Origin of the sequence: Vibrio sp. 10N.286.45.E10 (assembly GCF_002874195.2) — a bacterium.
Classification (GTDB): Bacteria; Pseudomonadota; Gammaproteobacteria; order Enterobacterales; family Vibrionaceae; genus Vibrio; species Vibrio crassostreae.
This window is the reverse complement of record NZ_MCWD02000002.1, coordinates 79,039-95,542: the sequence shown is the minus strand read 5'-3', so window position 1 is coordinate 95,542 and position 16,504 is coordinate 79,039. Positions and strand designations below refer to the sequence as shown.

General features: G+C 45.4%; 11 protein-coding genes. 10 read left to right on the top strand and 1 reads right to left on the bottom strand.

Annotated elements, in window-relative coordinates; genetic code table 11:
- Nucleotides 1-18: 18 nt before the first annotated feature.
- Entirely contained in the window at nt 19-363 is a 345-nt protein-coding gene (locus BCU34_RS13565; protein WP_017060876.1) for a YajD family HNH nuclease, read from the bottom strand.
- Between the two features lie 275 nt (nt 364-638).
- Here BCU34_RS13565 and yghU point away from each other — a divergent pair, with 275 nt between their 5' ends.
- From yghU to BCU34_RS13515, 10 genes are all read left to right on the top strand, one after another.
- Complete coding sequence (gene yghU / locus BCU34_RS13560; RefSeq protein WP_102478865.1) at nt 639-1,496, top strand: glutathione-dependent disulfide-bond oxidoreductase; 858 nt, start codon at nt 639-641, stop codon at nt 1,494-1,496.
- Between the two features lie 329 nt (nt 1,497-1,825).
- A complete protein-coding gene (locus BCU34_RS13555) occupies nt 1,826-2,962 on the top strand; it encodes a hypothetical protein (RefSeq protein ID WP_102479061.1) in 1,137 nt (378 codons plus the stop codon).
- Nucleotides 2,963-2,978: 16 nt separating this feature from the next.
- The gene (locus tag BCU34_RS13550) at nt 2,979-3,884 is read left to right on the top strand and encodes a metal ABC transporter solute-binding protein, Zn/Mn family (protein WP_102479062.1); all 906 of its coding nucleotides are present in this window, start codon (nt 2,979-2,981) and stop codon (nt 3,882-3,884) included.
- 2 nt (nt 3,885-3,886) lie between these two features.
- Nucleotides 3,887-4,681, top strand: a complete 795-nt coding sequence (locus tag BCU34_RS13545) for a metal ABC transporter permease (RefSeq protein ID WP_198592780.1) — start codon at nt 3,887-3,889, stop codon at nt 4,679-4,681.
- Nucleotides 4,682-4,897: 216 nt separating this feature from the next.
- Entirely contained in the window at nt 4,898-9,391 is a 4,494-nt protein-coding gene (locus BCU34_RS13540) for an SslE/AcfD family lipoprotein zinc metalloprotease (RefSeq protein WP_102479064.1), read from the top strand.
- A gap of 199 nt (nt 9,392-9,590) precedes the next feature.
- Nucleotides 9,591-9,914, top strand: a complete 324-nt coding sequence (locus tag BCU34_RS13535) for a DOPA 4,5-dioxygenase family protein (protein ID WP_048663396.1) — start codon at nt 9,591-9,593, stop codon at nt 9,912-9,914.
- A gap of 280 nt (nt 9,915-10,194) precedes the next feature.
- Entirely contained in the window at nt 10,195-11,082 is an 888-nt protein-coding gene (locus BCU34_RS13530) for an ABC transporter six-transmembrane domain-containing protein (RefSeq protein WP_102479065.1), read from the top strand.
- Entirely contained in the window at nt 11,072-12,247 is a 1,176-nt protein-coding gene (locus BCU34_RS13525; RefSeq protein ID WP_102479066.1) for an efflux RND transporter periplasmic adaptor subunit, read from the top strand. The genes BCU34_RS13530 and BCU34_RS13525 overlap by 11 nt, the downstream gene beginning before the upstream one ends.
- Nucleotides 12,244-15,387 (top strand): efflux RND transporter permease subunit, encoded by a 3,144-nt coding sequence (locus BCU34_RS13520; protein WP_102479067.1) that lies wholly within the window; start codon nt 12,244-12,246, stop codon nt 15,385-15,387. Before BCU34_RS13525 ends, BCU34_RS13520 begins: the two co-directional genes overlap by 4 nt.
- Nucleotides 15,384-16,406, top strand: coding sequence for a helix-turn-helix transcriptional regulator (locus tag BCU34_RS13515; protein ID WP_102479068.1), 1,023 nt, complete (start codon nt 15,384-15,386; stop codon nt 16,404-16,406). Before BCU34_RS13520 ends, BCU34_RS13515 begins: the two co-directional genes overlap by 4 nt.
- Nucleotides 16,407-16,504 lie beyond the last annotated feature (98 nt).

Below are 16,504 nucleotides of genomic sequence, written 5' to 3'. Positions count from 1 at the left end.
GACAACTCTGAAGGCGTGTTACTTCTTCATCATCTTAGCGAGATCGGCGAACGGGTTGTGTGTCGCTGACTGATGATCATCTAAACTCGCTTTTGCATCCACACCATAACGTTCATGGTCAGTGTATTTTGAATGCTCATGATCGTGACAGTATAGGCACAATAGCTCCCAGTTACTGCCATCTTCAGGGTTGTTTGTATGGTCGTGATCCACGTGGTGAACGGTAAGCTCTCGGAGGTTTGAGTAAACAAATTCACGCGCACATTTACCACATACCCAAGGGTACAGTTTTAGTGCTTTTTCGCGGTAGCCTTTCTCTTGGCGAGCATACGCTGCACTCGAGCCTGTGAAATCAGAAGACATTGCCAAATCCTTATCAATTGTAATCTCCCGATTTTATCACAGCTTTCTTTAACCTGTAGGCATGTCGTGACTAAATCATATTTCGTACTAACCGTTATGTGGCTTAGGTTTGATTGGGCACTTATCTTTTACGTGTGCTACGTCATAAAGCAGGTTATGCCTTTCTGGAATAAGCCATGCTTAACAGTTTGAAAATAAATCGTATTCAGGGGTTTTAACCACAGGCATGTGACCTAATATCAGTTTGTGAGACCCTATATTAATAAGGAAATATCATGTCAGAACAATACACTCCGCCAAAAGTTTGGGTTAACGATACTGCTGGTGGTAACAAGTGGGCAAACATCAATAGTCCTGAATCTGGAGCTCGCTTTGATAAAGAGCTGCCTGTTGGTGACCATGCCTTTCAATTGTATTCTCTTGGCACACCTAACGGTCAAAAAGTCACTATCTTGCTGGAAGAGTTGTTAGCGGCGGGTGTTAAAGAAGCTGAATATGATGCGTACTTGATCAACATCGGTGAGGCCGATCAGTTCTCCTCTGGCTTTGTTGGAGTGAATCCAAATTCCAAAATACCAGCACTTGTCGATAAGTCTGGTGATGAAGACGTCAATGTTTTCGAATCGGCATCTATCTTGATGCACTTAGCTGAAAAATTTGGTCACTTCTTACCAAAAGAAGGGGCTTCAAGAACACAAACTATTAACTGGTTGTTTTGGGCACAAGGTTCTGCCCCATTCCTAGGCGGAGGCTTTGGCCATTTCTATGCTTACGCTGATGAAAAGCAAGAGTACCCAATTAACCGCTTTGCGATGGAAGCTAAGCGTCAACTAGACGTGTTAGACAAACAACTCGCAAATAACACATTTGTGGCGGGTGAGGAGCTAAGCATCGCTGATATAGCGATTTGGCCTTGGTATGGCAACCTTGTGCTGGGCAAAATATACGATGCTGCTGAGTTCCTACAGGTTGAGTCTTACACCAATGTTGTGCGCTGGGCGAAGCAACTAGAAGCGCGCGAAGGTTTCCAACGAGGCCGAGTGGTAAACCGTTCATTTGGTGAAGAGTGGGAGCAAGTACCAGAGCGCCATTCTGCGGAAGACATTGACCGAGTTTTGAAGCTACGCCCGTAGTACTTTAAAGCGATAGTCGACACCACATTCATAGAGTTTGTTTTAGCGGTCAACGTTAAATCAAACTCTATTTCTTGTTTCATCTAATCAACCTTTTCTTTCCTTTCTATATCAGCCTTTCGATAAATACCGTTACGACTCTCCTTCATACTATCATTCGCACTGCTAATTTTTCTTATATCTTTGATTACTAGGGGTTTTTATTCATCTTTATGCCTTGTTACTAAAGTGATTTCATATTTTGTTACATCTCAACGATTAATTATTTATTGAAATGTTATAACATAACAATAAGTTGATTGATGATGTATTTTAAAAAGGAAAAAGTTGTGAATAAAAAATTGGTTTCTCTAGCGGTTGGTAGCATTCTCGTTTCCCCTGTTTTTGCCGACACGTTGTCAAACCCTCAAATTGGCGTTGTTCTTGATGGTTATTATCAAGACGGTCAACGTAATAACTCGGAGCGTGATGAAGGCTTTGGTCTTGGCCATACCGAACTCAACATGTCTGCGAATATCGATGACAAGTTTTATGGCTCTTTGACTACGGTTATTGAAACTCACGATGATGAGACTGAATTACTGCTCGAAGAAGCTTTCATTGAAACACTGACGATGCCTTACGGTTTAAGTATTCGAGGTGGTCGTTTCCTATCAGACTTTGGTTACCTGAATAACCAACATATGCATACTGATAGTTTTGTTGAGCGTCCTGCTGCTTACCGCACATTCTTAGGCTCTCATTATTACGATGATGGTGTTCGTGCGAACATCGTTCTACCTACAGACCTATATGTGAAGTTCGGTATTGAAGCGCTAAGTGGTAGCAAGATGTCGTCTGTTGATGATGGCTCTGATGTTGGTGTTTACACTACAACTCTTAAGCTGGGTGACGACTTTTCAGAGTCATCAAGCTGGCAGTTTGGTTTGAGCTACTTACGAAATGAAAACGGTAAAGTACGTGAGTTTGGAGACCATGATCACGGGCACGACCATGACCACGATCATAGCCACGGCGCAGCGGTAACGGGCTCAAACTTATACGGTGCTGATTTTGTATGGAAGTGGGCTCCAAACGGTAACTACAAATACCAAAACTTCACGCTTGCAGCTGAGTACATGCTGTTGGATGGCATCGTTGATGATAAGTACAAAAATGATGCGGAATCACCAGATACGCTAGCAGGCTATTATGTATCGGGTGTTTACCGATTCAGCCCAAGCTGGTCTGCTGGCCTGCGCTATGGTGAAGCGGAAAGCTATGATGGACACGCACATGGTGACCACATGCACTTTACTGCAATGAACGACAAAGAAGCAGATGCAATGATCGCTTGGGATTCATCTCATTTTGGTACAGTTAGAGCGCAATACTCTCGCGTTGAAAACCAAAGTAAAGAGACAGATAACGTATTTACCCTTCAGTATGTGATGACCTTTGGGGCGCACGGTGCTCATGCATTCTAGGAAACTCCGACTTACAATGGCAACGGGTGTTGCCATTGTATCCTCATCGATAATTGTATCTTCGCCTGCGATGGCGTTGAACATCTTCGTGTGTGAGCCTGAGTGGCAAGCACTTATCCATAGCCATGCTCCTGACGCTAAGATCTACTCGGCGACTACGGCTAAGCAAGATCCTCACTATGTGCAAGCTCGACCTTCACTGATTGCCAAAATGCGACAGGCTGATATGGCGATGTGTTCTGGCTCAGAACTAGAAGTAGGGTGGCTGCCAATGCTGCAAGCACGCAGCGGTAACCCTGCAGTGCAAGATAGTGCGTCAACCATGTTATACGCGAGCGATATGGTAGGTATGCTTGATACCCATGACCATGTCGATCGAAGCATGGGAGATATCCACGCTCACGGAAACCCACATGTTCAGTTTGCTGCTGAGTATATGATTCCTATCTCGAGAGAAGTCACCAAGCGTTTACAACTGGTTGATCCTGACAATGCACATATCTACATGCGGAATGGTATGAAGTTTCGTGCCAACTGGCGTAATAAATTGGCAGAGTGGGAAACGAAAGCAGAGCCGTTACAAGGTAAAAAAGTGGTCGGGTATCATGCTACATATCGTTACCTCTTTGACTGGTTAGATATGGCGCAAATTGCTGATTTAGAACCTAAGCCTGGGATATCACCGACTACCTCACATTTACAGTCATTGACCAAATTGGATCCAGCTTCGTTTGATGCGATTGTGTATTCATCACACCAAGACCAGCGGCCTGCTAATTGGCTTAACCACCAAATCAACAAGCCTACTATACAGCTACCATTGACGGTTGCAGAAGGTCAGAGCCTTGATCAAATGTACGATCAGGTGATTGATGAGTTGCTGAGAACGCTCGTTAACCCAGACACATCAACGAGATCGTAATGTTGATTGAATATGGCTGGCTGGTACCTGCGGTATTGTGTGGATTGATTGCATTAGCTGGCAACATCGTGCTTGGGGAGCAAGTCCTCAAGCGCCAGATCATCTTTATTGATCTAGCTGTCGCGCAAGTGGCTGCCCTTGGCGCTGCCTTGAGTCAGTATTGGTTGAGCCGATATGCACTGTTTAGCGGCTCTTGGTTTGCAGAGATGATTGGCCCGTGGGTTATGTCATTACTGCTTTGTGGATTAATTGCACTCATGGAAAAGCGTTACAAACAACACTTAGAACCAATGATAGGAAGTTTGTTTGTGGTATCGGCTTCACTAGCGATTCTATTGGTCAGCAAAGATCCTCATGGCGCCGATTTTATTCAAGGCATTCTCAACGGGCAGCTGTTGTGGTCTACCTGGGATGATGTCTGGCCATTGGCAATAATCACGACCGCGATGTTGGTGTTAATTAGTGTAAAGCCTGAATTTATGCAGGGTAGTGGCTTTTACCTTATCTTCGCTATATTGATGCCGATCACCGTAAAGCTGACTGGGATATATTTGGAGTTTGCGTTACTGGTGATTCCTGCGTTATGTGCAGCTGCGTATAAAGGCGTTCTCTTCTTTATTGCGAGTATTGGGATTGGCACTGTCGGTATTTTATCGGGCTTAGCGGTGTCGGCTTATTATGATTTACCGAGTGGCGCCAGCATTGTCATCACGCTGTTTTGGGTGGGTGTGATGTTTAATATTGTGATGCAACTCCGTCGATACTTACGTGATACTAAATTGGCAAAGAACTATTGAGTAGAAACGCCATGCCTCAATCGATGTATGGCACTTTTCGTTTAAGGTAGGGAGAGGTATTGCTATTGGAATGAGAGTCTCAATTATCATTTTATTTATCTTATTCAACCTCTTATGAGCAATGACCTTTGTGGTTAAGACAAAAAACAATAGTCATCGAGGTGGAGTAAATCTATAAGATAACGGTCCACTTTAAATTACGACTAACTTCGCTCAATGAAAAAAAACTTAATTGCGTTGGCTATCATATCCACGGCTCTTTCAGGGTGTAATCACGACTCACTAAGCTATAGTGGTGGCCCTGATACGGTTCCTCCAACAGACATTATTCCACCAACAGATATCCTTCCGCCTACAGACATTGTTCCACCAACGGATATTCTTCCTCCGACTGACATTATCCCACCGACGGATATTATTCCTCCAACGACTTATATAGGTACGTTACTGTCGAGTGGAAATATCGTATCAGGCGATGTGTATTGTGATGGTATCCGCCTTGAAACTGGCTCGTTCAGTGTGAATCAAGGAGTAAGTTTTAGTTGTACACTGGGCCATCTCACTTTAGGTGATTTCACTGCTCCTTTCCCTGAAATTACAGAAAGCACGATTTCAAATGATGCGCTTCACGCGGCATTTGAGTTGACAGAATTACATGGAGACAACGTTACTAAGGTACTCGAATCCATTGATGTTTGTGAGACTGAAAGTGCTATCTGTTTAAAAGAACTGGATGCTTTTGATATTGAGGATGTGTTTTCGCAACTTGATGATCAAGATGCTGTTGATGCGTATTTTTCATCGAAAGAAGAAGAGTCTACAGATGAAGTCGGTAAGGCTCCTAGTTCACATGTAGACACAACTGTTGTTCCTGCGGTTGACCCTAATGCTGACAATAACCTTAACGCTGGTTTTGTTTCTGCAGACGCAGAGTCTACCTATGCTTATAAGCCAAGTGTTGAAGGTAAGGTGTTAACTCGCAGTAAGCTTACAGACGCTAATGGTAAAGCGATTTCTGGGATCAGTTTCTTTTCGGCAAACGCGACGGGCGTGACGGATGAAGAGGGAATTTTTGAGTACCTGTGGGGCGACAGAATCGTTTTTGGTATTGATACGTTTGAGTTTGGTTCTATTACGGGTAATCAGATTGTTTATAAATTGTCTGATGTGACCAATAATGTGGTTGAGAAAGCGAATATCCAGTCATTACTAGAGCGCTACGCGGTTGATCATCTAAGTCATTATGAGATATCTGAAGAAGTTCAAGATACCTTTTCAAAGTATCCTAACGTTATAAATGAACTGATCAACCTAACTCTGCCAAATGGGGGATTAATAGAGGGTACAGGCTTTGAACTTCCTAATGAGTTTGTTGGTCAGTTTAGCCAAGGGTTAACGGCAGTAATCGATGAGCAGCTGCGCCAAACGCCTCAGTTTATGGATTATGTTCGTCAACCTGCCGTTTTATCTATGAATTCTGGTCAGTATGTTACGGAGTCTCTGCAGCAAATCTTCCACAACGTCACCACATTCCATGTTTTCAATGACAATGGTAGTTTTTATGGTGCGACGGGGTATACCCGTGGTATGCGAGCTCTGAACATATCGAATCGAGCATTCCCTGTGATGATGCCAAGAACTGATACAAACCGTCAGCTTTATTTTGGTGAGAAACAGGCTTGGACTCGTGAAGGCAAACCTTACATCGCACAACACCCAAGCATCTCGATGCCTCCGATTCCTTTAGTCTCTGAAGACAACGCGACTTATGGTTTTCCATTCGTTACAGCAGGCGAGATAGGCAAAGGTAAAGTCGTGTTCATGGGTAATGGCTTATACCCAAGTATTCTGTCATGCCCAGAAAATTATTGGGCCAATCGAACATTGCATATCGATAGCAACAAACAACAGTGCACTGTTTCGACGTTCGAAAACCTACTGCATGATGACCAAGGCAGCATGAGGTTGTTTTTCTCGAACTTGTTTGAGTGGTTCAATAATGGTCTGCCTATTGCTGGGATGAATGCAGTCACCAATATTGACCAAGCTTATTCGGCTTATCACCACTCCACAATGGGTAAGCAGTACACGTTTTTTGTTAGTCCTCAGTATGGTTTTGCATCAGTAGAAAAGCGTGGTTCAGGTGACTTTGATGGTTTAGATGCGAGTACTACGCCGATTTTGATCCTTCAGGCATATCCTCCTAAGTTGGTTCAAGATGGCATGACGAACCAGTTTGTTGCTGACTTGGATAACCCAAACTTAAGCCAAGACGATATTACCGCTCTTATCAACTATGTTAATAACGGTGGCAATATCTTATTTATGGATGCGATTCAAACGACAAACCCTGAACCTATTGGACGCTTGGCGGATGCCGCTGGTGTTTCACTAGGTGGTGAAAACGTTACGCCGACAAACCAAGCTTTCTGCGGTAGCTCTTATTATTGCCAAGCGCCGTATCCAAATCTTCACGTGAAGAGCGAAAAGGAAATGGTGGTTCTTGAGCGTTTTCAAGATAACCAAGGAGAGCCTCCATTCACGGTAAATCAAGATGGTACGGTTGAGTGGATCAAAGATGAGTCCAAAATCAAGTTTGAAATCCCGACTTATGAGGTTACTAAGTTAGGCCCTGAAGGGAAACCAGTGCTTGATGAGTCTGGCGTACCAGTCATGGAGACCAAATCCGCACGTATTTTTGTTGAATCGGCAGAAGAGCGTGAAGCGGCGATCAAAGAACTGCAGTCGGCATTCGTTGGCACTCAGCTTTGTAAGAACGAGTATGAATACGAATTTAACTGTATAGAGACTCGTTCTGGAGACGGCATCACTGTTCGTGGTGCTTATCATCGAGCCGATTTCGACCGCTATGAAGTGAGTAAAACCGTTGTCGACAGTATGGTGAAAGCAGCGAACTTGGGTTCTAACTTTACAGCGCTTTACGAGCACGAGATTTACTATCGCACGAAGGGCACTCAAGGTAAGCGTCTGTCTAACAGCGAATTGAATCAAGCGTTTGATAACCTGTCTGTTTGGATGTGGAATGACAACGCATACCGTTTTGAAACAGACATACAAGATGAGTTGGGGTTCAAGCAGGCTGTTCAGTTCCTAAACTGTTATACCGAAGACTTACATCAAACAGACACAATTGATGCACAGTGTCCTGTTGACCTAAAAGCGTCGTTAGTCGCTAATGGAATGATTTATGGCGAAGGTGAGTTATCGGGACAGTTGAATCCGAGCTATCCATTAAATTACATGGAGAAACCTCTGACTCGCATCATGTTGGGGCGCTCTTTCTGGGATCATGAAATCGTTGTTGATACTACAATGTATCCGGGTCGAACTTCAGGTGCATCTTCGTCAAGTTCGGTTCTTATCCAAACAGATGGCAAGGGTGTCACGTATTCGGCTGGGAACAATCAATCGACAGGTTTATGGGCTCCTCAGCTTCAAGATGTGACTATTCGTGATGGTGTAGCTGCAACGATCACTGTGATGATGGCGGATGACCTTACAGGTAAGCCGAATCATGAAACCAGTTTGAAGCGCCCTCCGCGTATGCAAACTAACTATGCGTACGGCGGTTCGAACTTAACCTTCAAGGTTCCATATGGCGGCCTTATCTACATTCAACCGAAAGTAAAAGAGGCTGGTGAAGTCTCATTCACTATTGATGGCGCCTTAAAAGCGGCTTGGTGGAAAGAGGGAGAGTGGATTAACCCAGTTCAATCGGCAGAGGCGCCTATTGCGGAAATCGATACGGGTTCATTTATTTATACGACCCCAATCAGGAATCTAGAATCCACTGATTTGAACCAATTCGCAACAGATATGAATCGATTCGCTGACGCTGCAAGTGACTTCTACGGACGTGATGAGACACAAAATGATGGTTTACACCGTAGGTTCACTTATCCAGAACTGAAGGCGTTCCGCCATCGTTTTGTAAATGATGTACAGATATCGATCGGTGCTGCTCACTCTGGCTACCCAGTGATGAATTCGAGTTTCAATGCAAACCGCACCTACATTCCAACTAATCCTGTAAATGATTGGCTATTGTGGCATGAAGTTGGTCATAACTTAGCATCAGCACCTTTCTCAGCAGCGGGTAGTACTGAGGTAACGAACAACCTGCTTGCACTTTATATGCAGGAGCTTGAGGGGCGTAACGAAAATCCAGAAATGGATCGTATTAAATCGGATATTAAGAAAGCACCAAAATGGCTAGAGCAAAACGACAAACATGCTTGGTCGCATGGTGATGCTGGTTTGCGTCTAGTTATGTTTGGGCAACTGAAAATCTGGGCAAAATCAAACTTTGCTATTGATGATTGGTATGGTCGTGGAGCAAGCCAATCTTTGGTTTACGGTGATGATGAAGGCTGGAATATGTTCAAGCTTATGCATCGTAAAGCGCGAGGCGATAGAGAGGGTGACTCGAATACGAACTATTGTAGCGCTAGCGAGACTGGGCTTTCTGGTGGAGACCTAATGATGGTGTGCGCTTCTTATGTTTCGAGCTATGACTTAAGTGATTTCTTTGTTGCTTGGAACGTGGGCGAAACCTCAATGACTAATGCTGATGGCTCTAAGTCCTATAGTGGCGGAATTAGCTCTAAAGGTCTTAGCGCGGTTGAACAGTTAAAATTAGAGAAACCAAAGAACAGCCCTTTGAATGTTGATTCAATTTACCAACGCTAATTCTTGCTAAGGCATTTTATAGCCTAAATACAAACGCCACACATAAATTACGTGTGGCGTTTTTGTAGCAATGTTTTAGAAATTATCAGTCAGATCAGTCTTCTACATGATGTTTAATACTTCGGCTGCCATTGGTTGGCTGTCCTTGCTAGAGAAAGCAGGTTAAACTGGTCGCATCATAATTCTAAAGGATGGTGCCATGTACCACGGTCATATCTATTTCCCTCTTCGCTTTGCAGAGCAAGCAGAAACACTGCGTCAGAAAATCCTCTCAGAACGTAAAGATGTGTTAGAAACTTTCCCATTAATACAGCGTTTGGTTGGCCCACATAAGATGCCGATGTTTGAGATTCACTTTTCGAACAAAGAGTCGGGCATTGTTGAGTGGTTGGAGCAAGAGCGCGGTGATATGTCGGTGCTTATTCACCCAGTAACCGGTGGCGAAGAAACTCTAGACCACACAGTACGTGCGACTTGGCTTGGTCGCGAGCTCGGTGTATTTGAAGATACACTAAGTAGCTAATTTAATTCGCGCCCGATAGTACGTATCTAATAAAAGTAACTGCTGTCGGGCGGAGCTCTCAGATTCTTCTCCAAATAAAATATCCTCCTTCAATTATAAATATTTCCTGCTGATCCTCAATTACGCTCTGCGATTCCTCAGTTAGCTAATACATCAAACACTCCATTTACTGGAGCCATTTCCCTTTGGGTTGCGTGTTATTTCTAATACAGCAATTTGGGACACTTTTTTCCATGTGGGATTGGTAATACTGGCACCATATTCATTTATGGGCTCAATAATGCTATTCAAATATCCCATCTCACTGCTGACGATTATTCGGCTTAGTCCATTAAAGGTCGCTGCGACTTGGCTAATGGTCCTTGCTGAAAACGTGATGCTTATTATGTTGCCACTGTTTATTGGTTACGCCATCGACGGCGTGTTAAACCAAAGCTTTCAGCCTTTGATGATGCTGGCCGCGATCCTTTTTGTACTGGTGATCATCAGTGTCGTTCGTCGTTTTTACGATACCCGTGTATATGGCGCGATTCGTGTAAAACTGGCGAATATCGTGGAGCGCAACCTGCGTGGTTTATCTGTATCAACCAAAGACGCTCGGCTCACCATGTCGCGTGAGCTGGTTGATTTCTTAGAAGACGACTTACCTGCTTTGATGACGGCCGTGGTGCAGCTTGTTGCGACTGTGGTGATTCTCTCTACATTCCACTTCTCATTGGCGCTATGCATGTTGTTTGCTGGGCTGTCGATGCTTGCGATTTATGGCGTGTTCCACCGAACCTTTGCCCGACTCAATGGCCAATTTAACGACCAAGTTGAACAGCAGGTTCAATTGCTGAGCGGCGTTCGCTTATCAGCGCTTCGTTGGCACTTTGAACGCTTAAAACAGTGTGAAATCAAGCTTTCAGATACTGAGGCGATTGTCTACGGACTGATCTTTACTGTGTTATTTGGCGCTGTCGTAGGCAATTTGTGGATGGTGAGTCAGCTTATCGAGCCGACTGCAGGGCAAGTGTTCTCAATCGTTACTTATTCGCTGGAGTTTGTTGAAACCGCAGTGATGCTACCAATAACGCTGCAAACCCTTTCTCGCCTTACTGAAATCAGTCAGCGACTCAATCATACCTCCGTCCAACAGGCTACCAAGGAGATGCCTTATGAAATTTAAAAAGCCACTTTCGGTATTAGTCGGTTGTGCGGCTATCTTTGTTGCCTTGATTGTTGTCGATGAATTGGAACCCGAAGCAGCGGAACCTGTGAAGAAGCAAGCAATATTAGCATCCGTTTCTGTGTTGGAGGTGACCCCTTCGCAACACGAATCGACGTTAACGGTACTAGGCTTAACCGCTGCTCGTTGGCCAATTCAACTTAAAGCGTCGAGTAGTGCGCAACTAAAATGGCTGAATGAAAACATCGAACCGGGAAATTTAGTCAAAAAAGGTGATGTGTTAGCAAGGCTAGATACTAGCGCTGTCGATGCGAACTTGGCGCAAGCGTTGGGTGCGTTAAAACAAGCGGAGCTCGAATTGAAGCAAGCTCAGCATGAACAGACCGTCGCGCTCAAAATGCTCAACCCAAAAACAAGCTCGTCTTTTGCGCGCAGAGAGCCTCACGTGCTTGCCGCAAAAGCCAATTTACAACAAGCCAATCAAGCTTATGTCAGTGCGAAGAAGCTAGTGGAAGAGTCGGCGATCATCGCGCCTTTTGATGCGGTGGTCATGAAGCGTCACATTAGCCCAAGAGAGTGGGTAGAGGCGGGGCAAGTGACCTTTGAGTTAGCCGCCAGTGACTCGATTGATGTCGAGCTTCCAATCTCTGAACTGCATTGGCAGCAAGTGCAAGCGGCTTTGGTTAAGCCGAGTATTCGTGTCGTGAGTCGTTCAGGGAACCAATGGCCGGCGAAGGTGCGCTATGTGTCGCCAGAAGTCGATTCGGTGACTCGTCAAAGGCAAGTAGTGCTATCGGTTGAAAACCCTTACCAAGACAAGCTTAGACTATTCCCTAATCAGCAGGTTCAAGCTGTGGTTAACCTCGGTCTACAAGATGACGTCATAAGCGTACCTTTGAGTGCGATGACGCGAGACGGGTATGTGTGGACATTGGATACAGAAGATCGCTTACGAAAAGAGTCGGTAACGCTTATTGGGCAAGGCAGCCGAGAGCTTGATATTCGCTTCAATGATCGAAGTGATGAGGCTCGCCGTGTGGTGCAATATCCGCTTTCTTCCATGCTTAACGGTAAACAAGTCGCGCCTAGGTTCAATGGAGTCCATTCTGAAGCCATGCTCGCGGGTAAATCTGATGCAGCTCAGATTAAGGAATCAAACCAATGAGTTGGATGACAAAATGGTTCATTAATAACCCAGTCGCTGCCAATCTGCTGATGATGGCGATTGTGATCAGTGGCGTATTAGCATTTGGACAACTGCGTGTTGAGTCGTTCCCACAAATTGCACCATCATCAATCAGTATTACTGTGGCTTATCCTGGCGGTACCGCACAACAGATTGATGAGAGCGTGACGCAACGAATCGAAGAGTCGATCAGCGGAATTGCTGGCATCAAACAGATCACCAGCCAGTCGAGTGCAGGCGTGTCTAGAGTTGTGGTTCGTAAAACCAGCAGCACAGACTTAGACAAGTTGTTGGATGATATTCGTAACCAAGTTAACGCTATTAACGGCTTTCCCGTGCAAGCAGAACGGCCGCAAGTTGTGCGCAACGAGTTTACTAACTTAGCCGCGTTTGTGTTGGTATCCGGGCCAAGAACCGATGACGAACTGCAACCTATCGCCAAGCAACTTGAACAAGCACTGAAGAAGAATCCGCGTATATCGAAGGTATCAAATTGGGGAACTCGCACATCTCAATTAGTTATCGAGCCCGATCCTGACCAACTGAAAGCGTTGGGGTTGAGCTTAGAAGATCTCGCAGAGCTCGTTGAGCAGCGTTCGCTTGAGACTCGTAGCGGTGAACTGATCAGTGACAAAGGTCGAATGGTCATTCGTGGTGACGGATACGCCGATGATCTACAGAAGTTGAACCAGCTTGTTGTGATTTCAGGAAGCAACGGAAAAATACTGCTGGGTGACATCGCCAAGTTAAGTCGTGGTTACCAATACAGTGGTTCTATCGTGCGTAACAACGGCTCTAACGCCATCGCCTTACTGGTCAGTACGAGCCAAACCGACAACCTGCTTAAAGTCAGTGAAGCGATTAGTGAAACTCTGGATGCCCAACGTGCGATTCTGCCTTCGGATATTGAGCTGAATACCATGGCTGATATGGCGCCTTACATTGAAGAGCAGTTGTTTCGTTTGAGCGAAAATGCATGGCAAGGCTTGTTAATCGTGCTTATTTTGCTTGGGATCTTCCTTGAGATTAGGCTCGCCTTTTGGGTCGCGATGGGGATTCCGATTGCGCTGACAGGTACGCTCGCCGCAATGCAGCTTTTTAATTACAGCATCAACGACATCACCTTGTTTGGTTTTATCTTGGTGCTCGGTGTGCTGGTGGATGACGCAGTGGTTGTTGGTGAAGCGATACATGAAAAACGGACGCGTAGCGCCGGCTATTCTTCTAATATAAACGGCAAAACAGCCGCTTGGCAGGGCGTGCATTCCGTGTCGGTGGCGACTGTATTTGGTGTGCTAACGACCATTGCTGCATTTTCTCCAATGCTTTGGATTAATAATGAATTAGCTAAGGTGCTTGCTGGGTTTTCGGCAGTGGTGATCTTCGCTTTGATCTTCTCTCTGATTGAAAGCAAATTTATTCTGCCGTCGCACTTGGCTCAGCTCTCTGTGAAAAAGCCATCCACAAGTATTTTTGCCAAGGTTCAGAATGCGGCTCAAAGCGGGTTGCAGTGGTTCAATCTCAACATCTATAAGCCAGTATTGGAGTTTGCGCTTGGCTATAAAGTGGCGTCTTTGCTTGGGTTTGTGGCGGTTATCTCACTGGCTTATGGCATGTGGTCGAATGGTGCGATTCGCAGTGCGTTGTTCCCTGAAATTCCGGGGCGTTACATCACCGCGGTCATTGAACTGGAAGATGGCGCGCCGTTACCACTCCAGCGCCAAGCTTTGTTGCAAGTAGAGCAAGCAATGACACAGGTAGAAAAAGGCTTAATGGAAGATTACCCATTACAAGAAAAGCCCGTCGTGAACCTGCTTGCGTGGTCTGATGGCTACGGCGAAATTGAAGTGACCGCCGAGCTCACCAATGAATCTTTAAGCTTATTGCCGGGTAACTTACTACTGAAGCGATGGCGAGAGAGTGCTGGGCAAATCGAAGGCGCTTACTCGGTGAAATTCAGCGCGGCAGAAGAGCTTGCTGGTGGCACATTCTTAACGATCTCTTCTAATGATCGTGAGCTTGCATCAAGAGTGAGTGAACAGTTAGCGGATAGTTTGGCTTCGTTGAAAGGTGTTTCGGATGTTTACGATGATGGTCAGGACGGTTTACCGCAAGTTCGTTTGGTGTTGAATCCATACGGTCAGCAACTAGGGTTAACTCAAGCCACGCTGGCTCAACTTGCCGGAGAGGCGTTTGGCGAAAGAGAAGTCCATCGCCTGCTAGAAAACGAGCAAGAGACCAAGGTGCTGCTGCAATACCCAAAAGATGAGCGCAGAACCTTAGCTCAGCTACAACAGGCACTTATCATGTTACCTAATGGTGGAAGTGTGATGATGGGGGATATTGCTGAGTTTCGTCATGAGCAAGAACCGCAAGTGATTTACCGCCGTGACCGAGAGCAAGTGATTAACCTGTATTGGAAGCAGAATCGTGACCTACAATCACCAGAGAAAACGCGAGAACAGCTAGAAGATACGATTGAGTCTCTACACTTACAATATCCAAGCGTAACCATTAAAGCGGGCGGTGAGTTTGAAGAGATAGGGGAGGTGTCGGATGGCTTTGAATCGGCAATGATTCTGACGCTGCTGATGATCTACATCTTGTTGGCCGTGCCTTTGAAATCCTACTGGCAACCAATGATCATTATGGCTGTCATCCCGTTTGGATTCGCAGGTGCGATTTTTGGTCATTACTTGATGGACTTGCCCATCAGCATTCTCTCAATGTTCGGCATGATGGCCATGACGGGGATCGTGATCAACGACTCGTTGGTGCTGATCACTCGCTTTAATGCTGAATATCGCCAAGGCGTGCCATTACAGCAAGCGTTAGTGATTGCCGGTACTAGCCGTTTGAGAGCTATCTTCTTAACCACGATAACCACTGTGTGTGGGTTGTTGCCATTACTAAGTGAAACTGCGGAACAAGCACAATACTTGAAGCCTGCTGCGGTCTCACTGGTGTTTGGAGAATTGTTTGCCACTGCAGTAACGCTGATTTTGATCCCCGTGCTGCTTGGCCTGTTTTGCTGCAAGCCGCCTCAGGTTGAAAATCTAATTGCACAAGCACCACGTGAACAAGATGCATTAGAAGAACTCAGTTTGGAGCGCTCGTGATTGATTTTATAAAGGACAAAGACGATAGTGAAGCCAAGCGATCGAATTCAATCAAGTCGACAGATACAAGAGCTTCTATGCCTGAGAACAAAGACCGTATGACGCAACAGAGCAAACCTGATTATCAATTTGTGCCCGGTTTTAAACTGGTGCCTGAGATTGCATTGATTGAATCTTTGCCAGAGCATCTTCAAAAACGCTTTAGTCATGCGCTTACTTTAATGCATGAAGAGTGGGGTGAGCGTCGTACATGGGAAGAGATAGCAACCGAAAGTGCAATTTCTCCTTATCACTTTCATCGTCAATTTACTGAGCAGTTCAATGAAACACCGGGTCAGTATCTGAGTCGCGTTCGATTACAAATCGCAGTGGGCTTGCTGATCAATGATGAGCCGTGGAGCGTGATTGAAATAGCTCAGTATTGTGGCTTCTCATCGTCGCAGTCTTTAGGTAAGGCGCTTAAACGCGAATTAGGTGTTACCGCAAAGCACATTCGAGAAATGGGCTACAACGCGACCCCAAAGGAGACGGCGGATTTCATTCAGAGATTGGCGCATCCGGGTGTGCAGTCTTCGATGGAAAAAGAACTGGTTAAGTCGATGCCGACCGAGTTGGTTTGGTATCCAGAACGCGGTATGCAGAAGCTAAAACTGGACGATCCTGATTGGGATACGGTGTTTGAGATGTATGGTCAAAAGTCGATTAAGTTGATGAGCACCACTCCGATTAAGCAGATGAAAAATAAGTGGGATGACATCGACGCTGAAATCGGAAATTGGCAAGTCGCTAAAGATCGTTACGATAAGGTGATTCCTGAAGGGTATTACCTTTGCAGCGATGTTTACCTGGTTTCGGATGTGGCGTACAGCACCGCGTTAGAAGCGCTGTTTAAGGCTGTTGAACAACAAGGCTTAAAGCTGGATGTACAAGGGTATTTGGTAGAAATGATTCGCCACATTGATGATGACGAAGTGGAAGGGGTGACCTTCTCTTTTCAGCTACCCGTTTTAATCCCGTAATACGGTGAACAATAAAAAGGCTCCTCATTTGAGGAGCCTTTGTTCTGTTTCAAGGAGCCGTTTTACTAAGAAAACGGTCATCAAGAGCCTCTGTTCAT